The 17,269-nt window shown below is 65.1% G+C and carries 16 protein-coding genes and 1 pseudogene; 12 read left to right on the top strand and 5 right to left on the bottom strand.

The genetic code is table 11. The annotated features are described in order from the left end of the window. The first annotated feature begins 116 nt into the window (after positions 1-116). The 4 genes from OKW37_RS22855 to OKW37_RS22840 are packed head-to-tail and all read left to right on the top strand — an operon-like array spanning position 117 to position 3,673. Positions 117-1,157 (top strand): aldo/keto reductase, encoded by a 1,041-nt coding sequence (locus OKW37_RS22855; protein WP_429403853.1) that lies wholly within the window; start codon positions 117-119, stop codon positions 1,155-1,157. 7 nt (positions 1,158-1,164) lie between these two features. Further along, on the top strand, positions 1,165-1,995 hold the full coding sequence (locus OKW37_RS22850; protein ID WP_429403852.1) for an amidohydrolase family protein: 831 nt from the start codon (positions 1,165-1,167) through the stop codon (positions 1,993-1,995). Positions 1,996-2,028: 33 nt separating this feature from the next. Further along, positions 2,029-2,772: an SDR family oxidoreductase gene (locus tag OKW37_RS22845; RefSeq protein WP_018424084.1), complete on the top strand. Its 744-nt coding sequence runs from the start codon at positions 2,029-2,031 to the stop codon at positions 2,770-2,772. Positions 2,773-2,824: 52 nt separating this feature from the next. After that, positions 2,825-3,673, top strand: coding sequence for an ureidoglycolate lyase (locus OKW37_RS22840; RefSeq protein ID WP_184057599.1), 849 nt, complete (start codon positions 2,825-2,827; stop codon positions 3,671-3,673). A gap of 87 nt (positions 3,674-3,760) precedes the next feature. Here OKW37_RS22840 and OKW37_RS22835 read toward each other — a convergent pair whose 3' ends face one another. Then, positions 3,761-4,195 (bottom strand): PaaI family thioesterase, encoded by a 435-nt coding sequence (locus OKW37_RS22835; protein ID WP_184037950.1) that lies wholly within the window; start codon positions 4,193-4,195, stop codon positions 3,761-3,763. Between the two features lie 283 nt (positions 4,196-4,478). Between OKW37_RS22835 and OKW37_RS22830 the strand changes: the two genes are divergently transcribed. Beyond that, the gene (locus OKW37_RS22830; RefSeq protein ID WP_429403851.1) at positions 4,479-6,101 is read left to right on the top strand and encodes a methyl-accepting chemotaxis protein; all 1,623 of its coding nucleotides are present in this window, start codon (positions 4,479-4,481) and stop codon (positions 6,099-6,101) included. Between the two features lie 133 nt (positions 6,102-6,234). On the opposite strand, the gene OKW37_RS22825 is transcribed toward OKW37_RS22830, so the two are convergent. Then, complete coding sequence (locus OKW37_RS22825) at positions 6,235-6,438, bottom strand: cold-shock protein (protein ID WP_018424088.1); 204 nt, start codon at positions 6,436-6,438, stop codon at positions 6,235-6,237. A 302-nt stretch (positions 6,439-6,740) separates the two neighbouring features. Next, positions 6,741-7,874 carry an AGE family epimerase/isomerase gene (locus OKW37_RS22820; RefSeq protein WP_429403850.1) on the bottom strand — a complete coding sequence of 378 codons (1,134 nt, stop codon included), beginning with the start codon at positions 7,872-7,874 and terminating at the stop codon, positions 6,741-6,743. A 256-nt stretch (positions 7,875-8,130) separates the two neighbouring features. Here OKW37_RS22820 and OKW37_RS22815 point away from each other — a divergent pair. The 6 genes and pseudogenes from OKW37_RS22815 to OKW37_RS22790 all read left to right on the top strand — a co-directional run. Beyond that, a pseudogene (locus tag OKW37_RS22815) lies at positions 8,131-8,286 on the top strand (MgtC/SapB family protein); the annotation flags it as partial. Between the two features lie 306 nt (positions 8,287-8,592). After that, positions 8,593-9,948, top strand: a complete 1,356-nt coding sequence (locus tag OKW37_RS22810) for a hypothetical protein (protein WP_429403849.1) — start codon at positions 8,593-8,595, stop codon at positions 9,946-9,948. A gap of 162 nt (positions 9,949-10,110) precedes the next feature. Then, positions 10,111-10,269, top strand: a complete 159-nt coding sequence (locus OKW37_RS22805) for a hypothetical protein (RefSeq protein WP_018424094.1) — start codon at positions 10,111-10,113, stop codon at positions 10,267-10,269. Positions 10,270-10,766: 497 nt separating this feature from the next. Next, the gene (locus tag OKW37_RS22800; protein ID WP_429403848.1) at positions 10,767-11,072 is read left to right on the top strand and encodes a hypothetical protein; all 306 of its coding nucleotides are present in this window, start codon (positions 10,767-10,769) and stop codon (positions 11,070-11,072) included. 213 nt (positions 11,073-11,285) lie between these two features. Continuing rightward, a complete protein-coding gene (locus OKW37_RS22795) occupies positions 11,286-12,161 on the top strand; it encodes a 3-hydroxyacyl-CoA dehydrogenase family protein (protein ID WP_260336653.1) in 876 nt (291 codons plus the stop codon). Between the two features lie 110 nt (positions 12,162-12,271). Further along, positions 12,272-12,883, top strand: coding sequence for a flavin reductase family protein (locus OKW37_RS22790; protein ID WP_184037964.1), 612 nt, complete (start codon positions 12,272-12,274; stop codon positions 12,881-12,883). A 37-nt stretch (positions 12,884-12,920) separates the two neighbouring features. Here the strand turns inward: OKW37_RS22790 and OKW37_RS22785 are convergent, their stop codons facing one another. Further along, entirely contained in the window at positions 12,921-14,360 is a 1,440-nt protein-coding gene (locus OKW37_RS22785) for a polyhydroxyalkanoate depolymerase (protein WP_429403847.1), read from the bottom strand. Between the two features lie 229 nt (positions 14,361-14,589). On the opposite strand from OKW37_RS22785, the gene OKW37_RS22780 reads away from it, so the two are divergent. Further along, entirely contained in the window at positions 14,590-15,243 is a 654-nt protein-coding gene (locus OKW37_RS22780) for a glutathione S-transferase family protein (protein WP_429352678.1), read from the top strand. Between the two features lie 44 nt (positions 15,244-15,287). Here OKW37_RS22780 and OKW37_RS22775 read toward each other — a convergent pair whose 3' ends face one another. Further along, the gene (locus OKW37_RS22775) at positions 15,288-17,261 is read right to left on the bottom strand and encodes a methyl-accepting chemotaxis protein (protein WP_429403846.1); all 1,974 of its coding nucleotides are present in this window, start codon (positions 17,259-17,261) and stop codon (positions 15,288-15,290) included. Between the last annotated feature and the right edge of the window lie 8 nt (positions 17,262-17,269).

Here is a 17,269-nt window from a genome sequence, read left to right as displayed (position 1 = left end):
AATATGAATAATACGTTCATTGGTGAATGAATGCACTTCCCAAGCGGTGCGCGGAGTGTGACCGCCACGCCCTCGCCGCCGCATGGTAAAAAGAGCACAAATCTGGAGACACGCTGATGTCGGCATCGATCGTATCGAAAATCGGGCAGCGGCGCCGTATCGGCCGCGGCTCGTTGCAGGTGAGCGGACTGGGGCTCGGCACGGCGCCGCTCGGCGGCCTGTACCGCGACCTGTCCGACGAGGAGGCCCAAGCGACGATCGCCGCCGCCTGGGACGCGGGTGTGCGCTACTTCGACACCGCGCCGCATTACGGCAACACCAAGGCCGAGCATCGGCTCGGCGCCGCGCTGCGCCACTATCCGCGCGGCGAGTATGTGCTGTCGACCAAGGTCGGCCGCCGCTTCGTGCCGCGCACGTCGCCATTCGACGACCGCGAAGGCTGGCAGAATCCGCTGCCGTTCGAAGCGATCTACGACTACACGCACGACGGCATTCTGCGTTCGTTCGAGGACAGCCAGCAGCGCCTCGGCATCATCGATATCGACGTCCTGCTCGTGCATGACATCGGTCGCGTCACGCACGGCGACCAGCATCCGCACTACTGGCGGCAACTGACCGAAGGGGGCGGCTTCCGTGCGCTCGAGCGCCTGCGCTCGACGGGCGCAATCAAGGCGCTCGGCCTCGGCGTCAACGAGGGCGCGGTGATCCTCGACGCGATGGCCGAGTGCGATATCGATTGCGCGTTGCTCGCGGGCCGTTATACGCTGCTCGAGCAAACCACCCTCGAGGACCTGCTGCCCGCCTGCGAGGCGCGCGGCGTCAGCATCCTGCTCGGCGGCGCGTTTAATTCGGGCATTCTGGCGCGGGGCGTCGAAGGCGATCTGAAGTTCAATTACGGCGCCGCGCCGCCCGAGGTGATCGAGCGCGTCGCGCGTCTGGAGGCGGTATGCCGCGCGCATGACGTGCCGCTCGCCGCCGCCGCGTTGCAGTTTCCGTATGCGCACCCGGCGGTCGCCACCGTGCTGACCGGCGCGCGTAGCGCCGACGAATTGCGCGAGAACGTCGCGTCGTTCGAGCTGCCGATCCCCGCGGCCTTGTGGTCCGCATTGCGCGACGCGGGCCTGCTCGACCCCCGTGCGCCCGCCCCCGAGGACTGACCCGACCATGCCGATCGACGCTCACCAGCACTACTGGGACCCCGCGCGGGGTGACTACGAGTGGCTGACGCCGGAGCTGAAAATCCTCTACCGGCCGTTCGGGCCTGATGATCTGAAGCCGTTGCGCGAACAGGCCGGCATCGAGCGGACCGTGGTGGTGCAGGCCGCGCCGACGCTCGACGAAACCCGCTACCTGCTCGACATCGCGCGGCACGAGCCGTCGATCGCGGGCGTGGTCGGCTGGGTGCCGCTGTTGTTGCCGAACGCGCCCGATCTGATCGAGGTGCTCGCGCGCGAGCCGAAGTTCAAGGGCGTGCGGCCGATGCTTCAGGATCTGCCCGACGACGGCTGGATCGCCAACCCCGATCTCGCGCCGGCGATCGAGGCGCTGATCGCGCACGATCTCGCGTTCGATGCGCTGATCTACGCGCGTCACGTGCAATACGTCGAGATCTTCGCGCAGCGTTTTCCGGCGCTGCGCATGGTGGTCGATCATGGCGCGAAGCCGCCGATCCGCTACGGCCAGGCGGGCTACCCGGTATGGCGCGACGCGATCACGCGGCTCGCCGCGCTGCCGCAGGTGCACTGCAAGCTGTCGGGTCTCGCGACCGAGGCCTCGCCCGGCTGGACCGAGGACACGCTGCGGCCCTACGTCGAGCATCTGCTGAACACGTTCGGTCCCGCGCGGCTGATGTGGGGCAGCGACTGGCCGGTGCTCGAACTGAACGGCGACTATTTGCTCTGGCATTCGGTGGCGACCGCGCTCGTCGCGTCGTTGAGCGACGCCGAGCGCGACGCCGTGTTCGGCGAGAACGCCACCGCGTTTTATCGGCTTTGATTTCGTTAGCAGCCCATTCAACTGGAGTCGTAGATGACACAAAGACTGGCCGGCAAAACGGCCCTGATCACCGCAGCGGGACAAGGTATCGGTCTCGCCACCGCCGAACTGTTCGCGCGCGAAGGCGCGCGTGTGATCGCCACCGATATCCGCATCGACGGACTCGCCGGCAAGCCGGTCGAGGCGCGCAAGCTCGACGTGCTCGATGGCGCGGCGATCAAGGCGCTCGCCGCGGAAGTCGGCACGATCGACGTGCTGTTCAACTGCGCGGGCTTCGTACACTCGGGCAATATCCTCGAATGCAGCGAGGAGGACTGGGATTTCGCGTTCGACCTCAACGCGAAGGCCATGTACCGTATGATTCGCGCGTTCTTGCCGGCCATGCTGGAGAAGGGCGGCGGCTCGATCATCAACATGTCGTCGGCGGCGTCGAGCGTGAAGGGTGTGCCGAATCGCTTCGCGTACGGCGCGTCGAAGGCCGCGGTGGTCGGGCTGACGAAGTCCGTCGCTGCGGATTTCGTCACGCGTGGTGTACGCTGTAACGCGATTTGCCCGGGCACGGTGTCCTCGCCGTCGCTCGAACAGCGAATCGCCGCGCAGGCTCAGGCGCAGGGCGCGTCGCTCGATGCGGTGCAGGCCGCCTTCGTCGCGCGTCAGCCGATGGGCCGCATCGGCAAGCCGGAGGAGATCGCCGCGCTCGCGCTATATCTCGCGTCCGACGAGTCGTCGTTCACGACGGGCCAACTCCATGTAATCGACGGCGGATGGTCGAACTGATTCTGATTGACTGACGAACCGAACACTACTGAACGTAAAGGGAAGTGCAACGATGAAACTGCTTCGTTATGGGCCGAAAGGCCAGGAAAAGCCGGGCCTGCTCGACGCGCAAGGCAAGATTCGCGATTTGTCGAAGGTGGTGGGCGATATCGACGGCGCTGGGCTCGGCGATGAAAGTCTCGCGAAACTGCGCGCGCTCGATCCGGCAACGCTCCCGGTCGTCGAAGGTAATCCGCGCGTTGGACCGTGCGTCGGCAAGATCGGCAAGTTCATCTGCATCGGCCTGAACTATGCGGATCACGCGGCGGAATCGAATCTGCCGGTACCGGCGGAACCGGTCATCTTCAACAAGTGGACGAGCGCGATCAGCGGCCCGAACGACGACATCGAAATCCCGCGCGGTTCGAAGAAGACCGACTGGGAAGTGGAACTCGGCGTCGTGATCGGCAAGGCGGCGAAGTATGTCGACGAAGCAAACGCGCTCGAGCATGTGGCCGGCTACTGCGTCGTCAACGACGTGTCGGAGCGCGAATGGCAAATCGAGCGCGGCGGCACGTGGGACAAGGGCAAGGGCTTCGACACGTTCGGCCCGATCGGCCCGTGGGTCGTTACGCGCGACGAAGTCGCCGATCCCCAGAACCTGAGCCTGTGGCTCGAAGTGGACGGCCATCGCTACCAGAACGGCAGCACGAAGACGATGATCTTCAGTGTCGCGAAGCTGGTGTCGTATGTGTCTCAGTGCATGAGCCTGCAGCCGGGCGACGTTATCTCGACCGGCACGCCGCCCGGCGTGGGCATGGGTGTGAAGCCGAACCCGGTGTTTCTGAAGGCGGGGCAGACGGTGCGTCTGGGTATCGAAGGGCTGGGCGAGCAGACGCAGAAGACTTACGCGGCGGAGTAACGCGCTTTCTCTTTCCGTCATATCGCTGTGAAATGAAAGGCCGTTCCTGTTTTGCGCAGGAGCGGCTTTTTTCATGGCGTCCCGGCTTTAAGCCCCCGCCTCTTGCTCCCCGTCCTCTCCAATCCGATTCACGGTCCCCTGCGCAACCGCCACTAGCTTCTCGCGATTCCCCTCCATCACGAACACGCTGCACTGGCAGGTCGCCTGATGCCTGCCCGCATAGACCACACTGGCGCGCGCGATCAGCGTGCCCTTCACTGCCGGGCGCAGATAATTGATCTTGTACTCACCGGTCACGACTCTCGGACCCAGCGACAGCGCGCCAGCGAACGTCAACGCATTGTCGGCGAGATAGCTGATGACGCCGCCATGTACGAAGCCATGCTGCTGCCGCAGTTCATCCCGAATCGGCAGACATAGGGTGAGCTCGTCGCTGCCGGCGTGCATCAGCTCCGCGCCTAGCAGCATGCTGAACGGCTGGGCGTGCAGTGCGCCGCGCGCCCGGTCGAGTAGGTCGGTCATCGTGGTTCCTTCGTGCAGGGGTCTGGGTAGTGCATCGGTGCAACAAAACATCCGCGCGGCGCGTGCCATGCGGTCCCTACCCACTCTAGGAAGTGCCGCTGCGCTGCGCAAGGTGATTCCTCGCGATGAGCGGCGCATTGTTGCGCAAAACAACCGCAATCGCGACGATCGACGATGAAACGTGCACGTAGAGCGCTTTTTGCCGGAATTGGCCTCAAGCCGCCAATCGGCCTGCCGTTAACCCTGGTGTACCTCCGTTATCCTTTGTTCCCAGGTGTCCACGATGTTCAGCAAGATCAAGGTCGCATCCGGCCTGCTATGTGTTCTGGCCGCGTTCTGCGTCTTCCAGCTCGTCACGGTAGGGTTGGGCTTCTGGTCGCTGACACGCACGCACGACGACGTCGGCGATCTGTCGAACATCGCGCTGAAGCAGGTCGACGCGGTCAATCAGACGACGCAGCGCCTGATGGACGCGCGCATCAACCTGTCGCGTGCCGGCACGCGCATGGTGCGCGGGGGCACCGAGCCCACGGACATCGTGCAGCACGCTCGCGAACAGCTCGCCGCCGCCGATCAGTCTTTCGCGGCCTTCATGAGCGCGCAGAAGACCAGCGACGAAAACAGCGCGCGCGCCGCCGCGCTCGCCGAACGCTACAAGACGCTGCATGGCGCGCTCGCGGAGCTCGCGCAGTATCTCGACTCGGACAACATCCAGGCCTTCCTCGATCAGCCGACGCAGTCGTTTCAGGACGCTTATCTGGCGGAAGTGCACAACTTTGGGCAATTCGGCGACGCCGCGAGCCGCGCGTCGCTCGATTCGATCGATGCGCGCGTGGCGGCGTTTCGCATCGTCAGCGTGGTGATTTTGCTCGTGCTCGTCGCCGGCACGCTCGCCGTCTATACGGCGCTGCGCCGCGGCGTCGTGGCACCGCTCGAGGAAGCGGGCCGCCACTTCGAGCGCATCGCCCAAGGCCGTCTCGATCAACCGATCGCCGCACGCGGCAGCAACGAAATCGGCCGTCTGTTCTCGGGCCTCGCGACGATGCAGGCAAGCGTTGCACGCACCGTCAAGAGCGTGCGCGAGTCGGCCGACTCGATCCATCTTGGCGCCAACGAAATCGCGACCGGCAACGCCGATCTGTCGGCGCGCACCGAAAACCAGGCAGCATCGCTCGAGGAAACGGCATCGAGCATGGAGGAACTCACAGCGACCGTGCGCCAGAACGCCGATCATGCGCGCGAAGCCAATGCGCTCGCCGAGACCGCGCTTGGCGCGACGTCGCGCGGCAGTGAAGTCGTCAATCAGGTGGTCGACAAGATGCGCGGCATCGCGCAGAGCTCGGACAAGATCGCCGAGATCATCTCTGTGATCGACGGCATCGCGTTCCAAACCAACATCCTCGCGCTGAATGCCGCCGTCGAGGCGGCGCGCGCGGGCGAGCAGGGCCGCGGCTTCGCGGTCGTAGCCGGCGAAGTGCGCGGCCTCGCGCAACGCAGCGCGCAGTCGGCGAAGGAAATCAAGACGCTGATCAGCGAATCGGTCGCGGAGATTCAGGGCGGCTCGACGCTCGTCGAGCGCGCCGGCGAAGCGATGAGTCATGTGTCGGCGTCGATCTCGCGCGTCACGCAGATGATGGCCGAAATCAGCGCGTCGTCGCTCGAGCAGAGCACCGGCATCGAGCAGGTGAATCAGGCGGTCGTGCAGATGGACGAGATGACGCAGCAGAACGCGGCGCTCGTCGAGCAGGCCGCGGCGGCGGCGGCTTCGCTGCATCAGCAAACCGAGCAATTGAAACAGGCCGTTTCCGTGTTCGAAATTTCTGAAAGTGTGTTGCGTACGCAACAGCGCGGAGCAATGTCCGTCGCAAACGCAGAATTCGCATTAACCGGAATGCATGCGCTTTAAAGCGGCGACACTTGAAAACGGACGCAGAAATAGAAAATGGCCCGCGTAAAGCGAGCCATTTTGCATTAGACGCAAGCGCCTGTAGAGGCGCCTATCGTGACGTCCAAGTCTGTCTCAAAGTACCCGAAGGAACTTAGACCGGCTGGATGTTTGCAGCCTGCTTGCCCTTCGGGCCTTGCTTGACTTCGAACGACACTTTCTGGTTTTCCTGCAAGGACTTGAAGCCCGAAGACTGGATTTCCGAGAAGTGTGCAAACAGGTCTTCGCCGCCGTCGTCCGGGGTGATGAAGCCAAAGCCCTTTGCATCGTTAAACCACTTAACAGTACCTGTTGCCATTTTTGATCCAAATAAATGTTGTGTATTGCATCGCGACCGCAATCGCTCCAATGCGAGAGCGAGCGCGAGGGGAGAGTTGTATCACGTCTTTATGACAGACGCCAATCAACCTGCGTCCGGGTATTCCCCGGTTTTGATGTTTTTTCGCACTTTGAGAACGTCTGACGAGAACTTTTTTGCGCCAGGGTTTACCAGCAACATCAAATTTCTCTCGCGACCCGGCGGCGGACATTCGTCCGTGCGTGCCGCACTTTATTGAGGCGATCAAGCGTGGAACTTCATCTATCACTGGCCAAATTCGGCTAAGTTCCCGCTCGAAATTCGGCGTCCACAGGCAGCGCCGCGTAGGCGGTGGCCAGATGATAAGGCGTCGTTGACGGCATGTCCGTACGTGCAATTTCGCCGCTCGACGTCTTGCATTCGAACCAGCCGTGTTCATGCAAAAAGCATCGCTGAAAACGTGCGATGTGTTGCGGCAGCGCCGCGCGCACGGCCGGATCGTCATGACTGGCGAGCGCGCGCAGATATTCCGTCTGCGCCCAGATCCGCTGGGTCGCGTCGCTGACCTTGCCAGCCTCGTCGAGCGATGCGCACACGCCGCCGTTGTCCGGGTTTACGCCGTGCTGCTGCGCGAAGGTGAAGGCGCGCGCCAGCGCGTCGGTTAGCCCCGTGCCGTCGAACAGCGCGCCTGCCTGCCTGACCAGCCAGTACCACTCGAACTGATGTCCCGGCTCCAGACGGTTGCCGCTCGCGCCGATCGGCAATTCGGCGATACAGCCGCTCGGCGCATGCACGAAGTGTCGCGCGATCGCGCCAGCGAGGCGGCGCAACGCGGCGCCGAAGACGTTGTCGCGCGTCGCCTCGCAGGCGGCGAGCCACGCTTCGGTCAGGTGCATCAGCGGATTCTGCAACGGCGTGGCGGTGACCTTCGAAAAGTCGACGTTGAGCGCGGCGTTGAACAGATCGCCGTCGGCCGCGAAGTTCGACTGGATCAGCGCGGTCGTGTTGTGCACGAGCTTCAGCGCGTCGAGGTTGTCGGAGCGCCGCGCGTATTCCGCGCACGCGAACACGACGAACGCGTGCGTGTAGAGGTCCTTGGTGGTGTCGAGCGGCAGGCCGAGCGCGTCGACGCTGTAGAACCATCCGCCGTGATCGGCGTCGCGAAAGGTGCGGGTCAGCGAATCGAACAGCACGCGCGCGTGTTCCATGTCGCCCGCTTGTGCAAATGTGAACAGCTGCCGCGCGCATGCCATCGCCCGATAGCGTTGCGCGGGCAGCGGCTCGCCTCCGGTGGCGTCGAGCGCTTCGTAGGGCAGCTGCAACGCGTGATTGAAGCCGGGCCCGCGCCACATCGGCAGCACCACGTTCGCGAAGTGCTCGCGCAGCGCGGTCGCGGCGGTGGTCGTCGAAGCAGGGGGAGGGGGCATGCTTGGCATCGTCGGTTGGTTCGGGCGCGCAACGTGCGCAGTGTGTCGAGGCAGCGTTCAGGGCGGCGGTTCAGGATTCGGCTCGCCGAGACTGCTGCGGTGTGCGGCCTAGCATAAAGCAAACGCCTCGCGCTGACAGCTTGGGTCAAGCATCCGAAATGCTCGACGCCGACGCGGCGCGACAGATGCACGAGCCGCATGGGATGGGCAACGCGAGGCGCACTGAGCTGCCGCCGCCGCTCATTTCGGATAAGGAGGAACAACGATGCCCGGTAATCTCGAACTCATCTCCCGTCTCGTGCTGGCCGCGATGCTCGGCAGCGTGATCGGCTACGAGCGGGAGCGGTTGTCGTGGGCGGCGGGCTTGCGCACGCACATGTTGGTCTGCGTGGGCTCGGCGCTCATGATGATCGTGTCCGCGTAATTCGTGATGCAGCAAAGCGACGATGTGAACGAGTGCGACGAAGTGATCATCACGCTGCATCGCGTGTCGAATGCGCAATGCGAGTCGACCTGCGCTCGGCTTCGGCAATGGCAGGGCGTGCGGGAATTCCAGGCGACGACGCGAGGTCGTGAAAGGCGCGAGGCGCGCGAAAGGGCGCAAATCGACGGGGAATGGCTTCGGCACGGGCGGAGCGCCATGCGACAATGCTGGCTCTAAATATTCCAATGGCAATGACAAGCGGCATCCGGCGCCCCGTTCCTGGCGACGACCGCTTTTTCCTCTATGGCAGATTCCGTAGCATCCTCGCAGTCCATGCCCCCGCGCGTCGCTTCGAAGAAGCAGCGCCAGGGCGCCGTCTCCACCGAAACCGAAAACAAGCTGGCGCGCGCGGCGCGCTCGGCGCAACGCCTCGCGCAACTGAGCGGCGTCGCGCGCGACGACAGCACGCTCGACCTGTTCCCCGACGATCCGACCCGCGCGACGCTCGAGGCGATGAACATCGACGTCCGCCAAGGCACGCTGCACGGCTTCGAACTGCCGGACGTGGTGCTGCAGGCGGTCGGCGTATTCGATGAACACGGGTCGCTCGACAAAACTGCGCGCCGCGCACCGCGTGCGGCGAAGCTGGATGCGCCGCCGGTGAACGGGCAGTTGAGCGGGTTTGACGTCGAGCCGGTGATGGCGGTTGCGGATGCGTCTGCAAACAAGCCCGCAAACGAGCCCGCGAACGGCGCCCCCGACGGCTCAGCGCCGAACGCCGCAGCAAACACCGACGACAAGCCCGCGGCAACGTCGCGTGAGCCATCCGCGCCGCCCAGCTCGGCGATGGCCGCCGCGACCGTCGCGCGCAGCGTGACCGCGTTGCGCCAGGCGGCCGAAGCGGAGTCGGCTGCGACGGCGGGCGCGGGCAAGCCACAGCAGCGTTTCGCCGCGACGTTCGCGAAAGCCGCGACGGCATCGCGCGATGCCGCAGTTGCTACCGCCCCGGCTTCGCTTGCAACGTCCGCTGCGACCGACGGCAGTAGCATGAGCCAGTCCGCCGACGAGCCCGCGACGCGTACGCAATCCGCCTCGCCAGAGGCCTTGACCACGAAACAGGACGACAAGCTCTCCGCCACCGCGCAGTTGACGACACCCCGGTCCTCGTCCGCAGACAACCACGCCGGATTCGCCACTTCCTCGCGTGACGCGCGCCGCACCGACGCGGCCGCCGCCGCGCTACGCTCGGAGCCGGAACTCGACCGCGCGCGCGCCACCGCGTTCGCCGATACGGTCGATGCGCTCTATGGCGTGATCGCCGATCAACGCCGCGCCGCGACCGATCATTCGCGGCGCGTGAAATGGATGCTGTCGATCGTGGTCGGTGCGCTGCTGGTGACGGTGGCGATCGGCATCGCGCAGACGCTGCTGCTAATGCGCCTCACGCGCGAGACGACGGCGCAGCAACACCGCATCGAACAGATGATGCAGAACCAGCAAGCGGCGATGGTGAGCCTGCTCGACGCGCATGCGGCGACAGCGAACGCCGCATCGGCGCCCGCCGCCACGACCCCCACCGCAGCGCCCCTACAGCCCAGCGCGACGCCGACGCGCGCGAGGCACGCTCGCGCTTCGCACCGGCGGCCGCCGAGTCACTAAATCGGGGACGTTGTCGCGATGCAACGCTTCCCGGCCCAATGACATCGCGGCAACCCGCCGCGGCGAAAATTTGCTGCAGTGCACTAGCTTTTCTCTAGGGAAAACCCCATAATCACAACTAAGGGAAAACCCTAGCAACGCAGTCACTAATCGGGAGTCGCCATGAGCTACATCTTTGCACTGTTCCAAAAGGTCAGCGACCTCTTTGCGTCGCCCCATCTGCCGCTGGATTCGGACTACTCGTACGCAGCGCGTGCCCGTGAAGCCGAGCGTCTGCGCCGCGCGCAGGCCACGCTGTTCGGCATCAAGCTGACGGACTAAAAACCAGCCGCACCTCCCGAGCGCGCGACAACGCGCCGGGGCGCGCACCTCGAGTGCGCTTCTCATTGAGCCACTATTCGCGAAATGCGGATCGTGGCTTTTTGTTTTTCGGGGCTCTCTTGTCGCGATGCACCATTGCGCGACGAGACAGACGTATCAGCGCCAGGCCTCCAGTGTCTGTCCGACTCCTTGCAAATTATTTCGGGGCCGAAATGAATGTAACCAGCTTTCACGCTGATTCAGCGAGTCGAATGAAAGCATTGCCCGTAAACCTTCGTTGAATGAAGCGCGAAAGCGACACCGCGCTTCCATCAACAGGCCCCATCTATGAAATGCTCGCTTACAAGTGCTAACGTCTTCACGCGATTCGGGCCGCTAAAGTGAGTCTCAAGCGTACGGCGTCTGGTTCGGCTCACAAGCGAAGCGAACGAAGCGAATCGCACGATCCGAGCAAACACGGACGCTGGCCTGGAATAAAACTTTGACGGGAGGTCATTATGAAAAACTTTGGCAAGGCATCGCGCTCGCTGATCGCAACGCTGCTCGCGGGCGGCGCACTCGTCGCGGCTGGTAGCGCATTCGCGCAAGACCGCGTGATCGTCGAACACGGTCCGGCAACAGTCGTGTACGGCCAACCGCATATGATGCCGGTGGGCGTGTCGATCAACATCGGCTGGCACGGCGATCGTTACTGGGACGGCCACCGCTACTGGGAGCACGACGAGTGGATGCGCCGTCATCCGCACGACTACGATCCGCACCACCGCGGCGACGATCACCGCACCCCGCCCCCGCGCTACTAAAGCGCGCCTGATCGCGTCGCAACAGGCGGCGTGAGTCCACGAAGCCGGTTTTCCCTCGAGGGAAAGGCCGGCTTCGTCGCATTTGGGCGTGCGAGTCCGACCGTGGTATTGCGCGTGCTGCGCTATGCTTCGGGGCTTTCATCGACGGCAGCGGGAGCGCGTGTGGACAAGACGACACAGGATGTAGCGATAGGGGTGGTGGGCACGGGACTGATGGGCGTCGGCATTGCGACGCAGGCCGCGTTGCATGGATACCGCACGATCGTTCACGACGTTGATCCGGCGCGACTCGCGAGCGTCGCGCCGAAAGCGCAAGCGGTGCTCGACGAACTGATCGACGCGGGCCGTATCGACGATGCTGCCAAACAGGCGGCGCTCGCGCGCATCGAAACCAATGCGCAACTCGATGCGATCGGGCAAGCGCGCTTCGTGATCGAGGCGATTCCCGAAGTGCTCGAACTCAAACACCGCCTCTACGCGACGCTGACCAGCCTGCTCGCCGATGATGCGATCCTCGCGAGCAACACCAGCGGCTTCCCGCCCGACCAGCTTGCCACCCCGCTGCGCGCGAAAGAACGCTTCGTGATCGCGCATTTCTGGAACCCGCCGCACATGATTCCGCTCGTCGAGGTCGTGCCGGGCACCGAGACCGCGCCCGAAGTCGTGCGGCAAACCGCCGGACTGATGAGCGCGATCGGCATGGAGCCGGTCGTTCTCGCGAAGGCGATTCCGGGCTTCGTCGGTAATCGGCTGCAGTTCGCGGTACTGCGCGAGGCGTTGCACATCGTGCGTTCGGGGGCAGCGACGCCCGAGGTCGTCGATCGCGTGATGAAAGCTTCGCTGGGACGTCGCTGGGGCATCGTCGGACCATTCGAGGGCGCGGACATGGGCGGACTCGACACGTTCGTCGACATCGCGTCGCATCTGATGCCGCAACTCGCGAAAGACGAGGACGTGATCGATCTGCTGCGCGCGCAGGTCGACGCGGGGCGTGTCGGCGTGCGCAGCGGCGCAGGGTTTCATGACTGGGATGAAGCGCGCATCGCGCGGGTAAAGGAAGGGCGCAAGCGCGTGATCGGGCGCGGCTAGTGCGGTATAAATAGCCGTTCCGTGCCTGGTACTCCGCCGCTTTTCGCGCTAACTGCCACACGCGTCGCAAGCGAACCTAAATCAACTCCAAGCCAACCCCAAGCCACTTCATGTCTCACTACTTCTACGACCCCGCCGCCGGTCACGGCCTCCCGCACGATCCTTTCAAGGCGATCGTCGCGCCGCGGCTGATCGGCTGGATTTCGTCGCGCGATGCCGAAGGCACGCTCAATCTCGCGCCATACAGCTTTTTCGGCGCGTTCGCGACCTTTCCGCCGATCATCGGTTTTAGCAGCGAGGGCCGCAAGGACAGCCTCGCCAACATCGAGGCGACCGGCGAATTCGTTTGGAATCTCGCCACCCGGCCGCTCGCGGAGCAGATGAACCGCTCGTCGGCGCCGGTCGCGCCGCACGTCGACGAGTTCGCATTGGCCGGGCTCACGCCGGCGCCGGGCCGCAACGTGGCGGTGCCACACGTAGCCGAATCGCCGGCGGCGCTCGAATGCAAGCTGCTGCAGATCGTGCGTCTGCATGATGTCGACGGCAAGCCGATGGACAACTATCTGTCGCTCGGCCAGGTGGTCGGCGTGCATATCGACGACGCGTATCTGAAGGACGGCCTGTTCGACACGCACGCCGCGCAGCCGATCATGCGCGCGGGTTATCGCGCCGACTATGCGCAGATCGGCGAGATGTTCCAGATGATCCGGCCAACGGCCTGAACTCGCCCTCAGCAGCTTCCGCTGATTAGCGGATCGCTCAGGGTGTCACCGGCGGCGGCTTGCGTGGGGACTGCGCGGACGTTTTTGCCGCGGAGTCACTGTTGCCGCTCCCGCTCCCGCCCACGGGCGCATCCACTTCAACCTCGACGACCGCAGCCGCGACCGGCGCGGCCGCCGTGACTTCCGCCGCAATCGCCGCGGGCACCGGCTGGATCGGGCGCGCACGCGAGCTGACGAGCACCGCGCGCGGTTCATTGTCGTAAATCACGGCCCGCACGCGCGGATAAATCTCCCGCTCCCAGCGACGTCCGCTGAACACGCCGTAGTGGCCGACGCCCGTTTGCACGTGATGCGTCTTCAGATACGGCCGCAGACGATCGCACATGTCCTGCGCGGCGAGCGTCTGACCGACCGCGCAGATATCGTCCTTTTCACCTTCCACGGTCAGCAATGCGGTGCGGCGAATCTTCGACGGCTCCACCAGACGCCCCTCGACTTCGAGCGCGCGTAACGGCAGCGCATGCTGCTGGAACACGGTGTCGACGGTCTCCAGATAGAAGTCGGCGGTCAGATCCATCGTCGCGAAGTACTCTTCGTAGAACGTGCGAATCGTGTCGGCTTTCTGCGGATCGCCCTTGCCGCGCTCGTAGTACATCGTTTCGAACGAGTCGGCGTGGCGGCTCGGATTCATCGCCATGAACGCGGCCAGCTGCACGAAACCCGGATACACGCGACGCTGCGCGCCGGCAAACCCGAACGGCACCGCGCTGATCAGATTACGCTCGAACCACTCGATCGGCCGGCTCCTGGCCAGTTCGTTGACGCGCGTCGGATTGATGCGCGTGTCGATTGGGCCGGCCATCAGCGTCATGCTGGCCGGCTGCGCGGGATGGTCCTCGGCGGCCATCAGCGCGACGGCGGCGAGCGCCGCGACGGTCGGTTGACAGACCGCGAGCAGATGCGTGCCGGACCCGATCGTCGCGGTGAAGTCGATCACGTGGCGCACGAATTCGTCGAAGCCGAAGCGGCCTTCGCCGAGCGGCACGTCGCGCGGGTTGTGCCAGTCGGTGATATAGACGTCGTGCTCGGTCAGCATCGTGCGCACGGTTGCGCGCAGCAGCGTCGCGAAGTGGCCCGACATTGGCGCGATCATCAGCACGCGCGGCTGCGGCGTTGAAAGCACGGCGTCCTTGCGAAAATGCAGCAGCGAGCAGAACGGCGTGCGCGCGACGACTTCCTCGACCACCGCGACCGGCTCGCCTTCGGTGACGACGCTATCAATGCCGAACGGCGGCCGCTTCGGCGTGAGTCCGCCGAGCATCAGAAGTTCGCACGTCGCGCGCAGCGAGCGTCCGTGCGGCGTAGCGGCGAATGCGGACCATGCATCGAGCGAACGGTTCGCCAGCGCCGCGCCGTGCCGCAGCGGTATCAGCAGGTCGGCGCAGGCCTGATAGGCAGGATAGGCGAACAGATTCATACTTTCACTCGAATGCGCCAGAAAGACAGGAACTCGAATAAAAGCAAGTGGTGCGCCAGGCGCCGGCGCGCGTTGCCCCCTGTGTCGCGTCATATCTGCGTGGGTCGGCATATCACTTGCATGCATAGGCGAAATGGGCCGGCCTTGCCGCGCTTTGGTGCGCGCGCGCACCGCGGCGTGCATGGGTGCAGGCACGCGCGGCGCGATGCCCGATCTGGAGGACACACGTATGGGAAATACTACGCTCACGATAAGCAGCAGGAATTATTCGTCGTGGTCGCTGCGCGGCTGGCTGCTGACGAAGTTCAGCGGCTTGCCGTTCGAAGAAATCGTGGTGCCGATCGACGACCCCGCGGCGCGCGCCGAACTACTGCTGCTGTCGCCGTCGATTCTGGTGCCATGCCTCGTGCACGACGGCGTCAAGGTCTGGGACACGCTGGCGATCGCCGAATATCTGCACGAGCTGAAGCCGCAAGCCGCGCTGTTGCCGCACGAGATCCGCGCCCGCGCGCATTGCCGCGCTATCTGCGGCGAGATGCATTCGGGGTTTGCGTCGTTGCGCTCGGCGCTGCCGATGAACCTGAAGGCGCATTTCCCGGGCTTCAAGGTATGGGCGCGCGCGCAATCGGATATCGAGCGGATCGTGACGATCTGGCGTGAATGTCTGAAGGAGTACGGCGGCCCGTTCCTGTTCGGCGAGCGGACCGCCGCGGACGCGATGTACGCACCGGTGGTTACGCGTTTCGTGACCTATGACGTGCAACTCGATCCGGATATGGTCGAATACGGGCAGCGCATCATGGCGCTGCCCGAAATGCGCGAGTGGATCGCGCTCGCGCGTCAGGAGGTCGAGGAGATCGATGAACTGGACGTCGAGTTCTGAGCGCGGCGGCCGCCGTCCGCCGCCGTCCACATTAAGCAGATCCGTCAGCCGCGCTCGCCTTCGAGCTTGAACACGCTGACCAGCTGCGCGAGCCGCGCAGCCTGCTCGCGCAACTCGGCCGCCGCGGCTTCCGCATCGACGACGATCGTCGCATTCTGCTGCGTCGCCTCGCCGATCTGCGTGACCGCCAGGTTGACCTGCTCGATGCCGCCCGACTGCTCGCGCGACGCGACATTGATCTCGCTCATGATCGCGCGGACCTGACCGACCTGAGTGACGATTCCCTGCATCGTCGCGCTCGCTTCTTCGGCGATGCGAAAACCGCTGTCGACGTTCGCGCTCGACGCCGCGATCACCCCCTCGATCTCCTTCACCGCCGCCGCGCTGCGCTGCGCGAGCGCGCGCACTTCCGACGCGACGACCGCGAAGCCCTTGCCGTGCTCGCCCGCGCGCGCCGCCTCGACGGCCGCGTTCAACGCGAGGATGTTGGTCTGGAAGGCGATGCCCTCGATCACCGTCGTGATCTCGGCGATCTTCTGCGACGAGCGGCCGATCTCGCCCATCGTCGACACCACGCGCTCGACCGCGCGGCCGCCTTCGAGCGCGGCGTCGGCGGCGTGGGTGACGAGGGTGTTCGCTTCGGTCGCGTGATCGGCATTCTGCTGCACGGTCGACGTGATCTGCTCCATGCTCGCCGCGGTCTCTTCGAGGCTGCTCGCCTGGGTCGCGATGCGCATCGCGATGTTGCCGCTACCGGTGGCGATTTTCTCGGTGCCCGCCGACATGTCGGCCGACGCGTTGCGCACCTGCGCGACGATGCGCGCGAGGCCTTCGCCGATGCCGTCGATCGCCAGCATCAGGCGGCCGATCTCGTCGGCGCGCGCGCGGCCGTGCTGCGCGACGCGCACGCTCAGGTCGCCCGCGGCGAGACGCTCCGACGCACGCGCGGCTTCGTCGAGCGGACGGCTGACGAGCCGCCGCACCACGACGAGGAACACGATCGCGAACAGGCCGACCAGCGCGAGGCCGAGCAGCAGGAAGGCGTTGCGGGTGCGCACGACGTCGGCCATCACTTCGTCGCGCGGCGCGACGCCGCCCACGAGCCACTGCCACTCCGGCACCGTGACGAACGACACGAACTTGTCGCGCGCGTCGCTCTCGCCGAGCGTCGAGTCGGCCGAGCGGTAGTCGAGCTCGCCCTGCTTCATGTCGAGCATGCGCTGATACGGCGCGTTGGTGTCGTCGGCTTTCTGGCCCGCGGCGGCCGGATGCACGAGCAGCTTGCCGCGCTCCGCGCCGCTCGACGCGTCGAGCACGAAGTAATAGCCGCTCGCGCCGATCTTCAGCGCGTGGATGCCGTCCTGGACCGACTGGATCTCCTTGTCCACGTCGACGCCGACGAACAGCGCGCCGATCACGCGGCCGCTCGCGTCGGCGATCGGCCGGTACTGCGTGATCATGCGCTTGCCGAACAGCATGGCGAGGCCGGTGTACGAGCGGTTCGCGAGCAGCGGCGCATACGCCGGCCCCTTGCGGTCGAGCAGCGTGCCGACCGCTCGGGTGCCGTCCTGCTTCTTCAGCGAGGTGGTCACGCGCACGAAGTCGTCGCCGCTGCGCGCAAACACGGTCGCGACCGCGCCGCAGCGTTCGAGGAACTGGTCGGGAATCGTGAAGTCGAGATTCAGCACCTTGCCGCCGGCCTTGAAAGTCGGCGTCGCGGTGCTCCCGATGTCGACTTTCTGCGTGTCGTCGAGCGAGAAGTCGGTGGGCAGGAAGCTCGCGAACAGTGCCATCGACCGATCGACTTCGGCCGACAGCGCCTTGTCGAACAGCTCGATCATCGCGGCGATCGAGCGGTCTTTTTCGGCGATGCGGGCGAGCACCTGGTCGCGCACCTGGTCGCCGACGGCGCGTGCGAGCGCCCACGCGAACGTGCTGAAAATCAACGCGACCAGCACGCACGAGAGCACGGCAAGCCGCGCGCCGACGCTGGCGCGGCGCAAGAAGAGAGAGTTCATGGGCAGGC

It is taken from the genome of Paraburkholderia sp. MM5482-R2 (genome assembly GCF_050436125.1).
GTDB lineage: Bacteria > Pseudomonadota > Gammaproteobacteria > Burkholderiales > Burkholderiaceae > Paraburkholderia > Paraburkholderia tuberum.
This window is presented reverse-complemented; position numbering and strand designations above follow the sequence as displayed.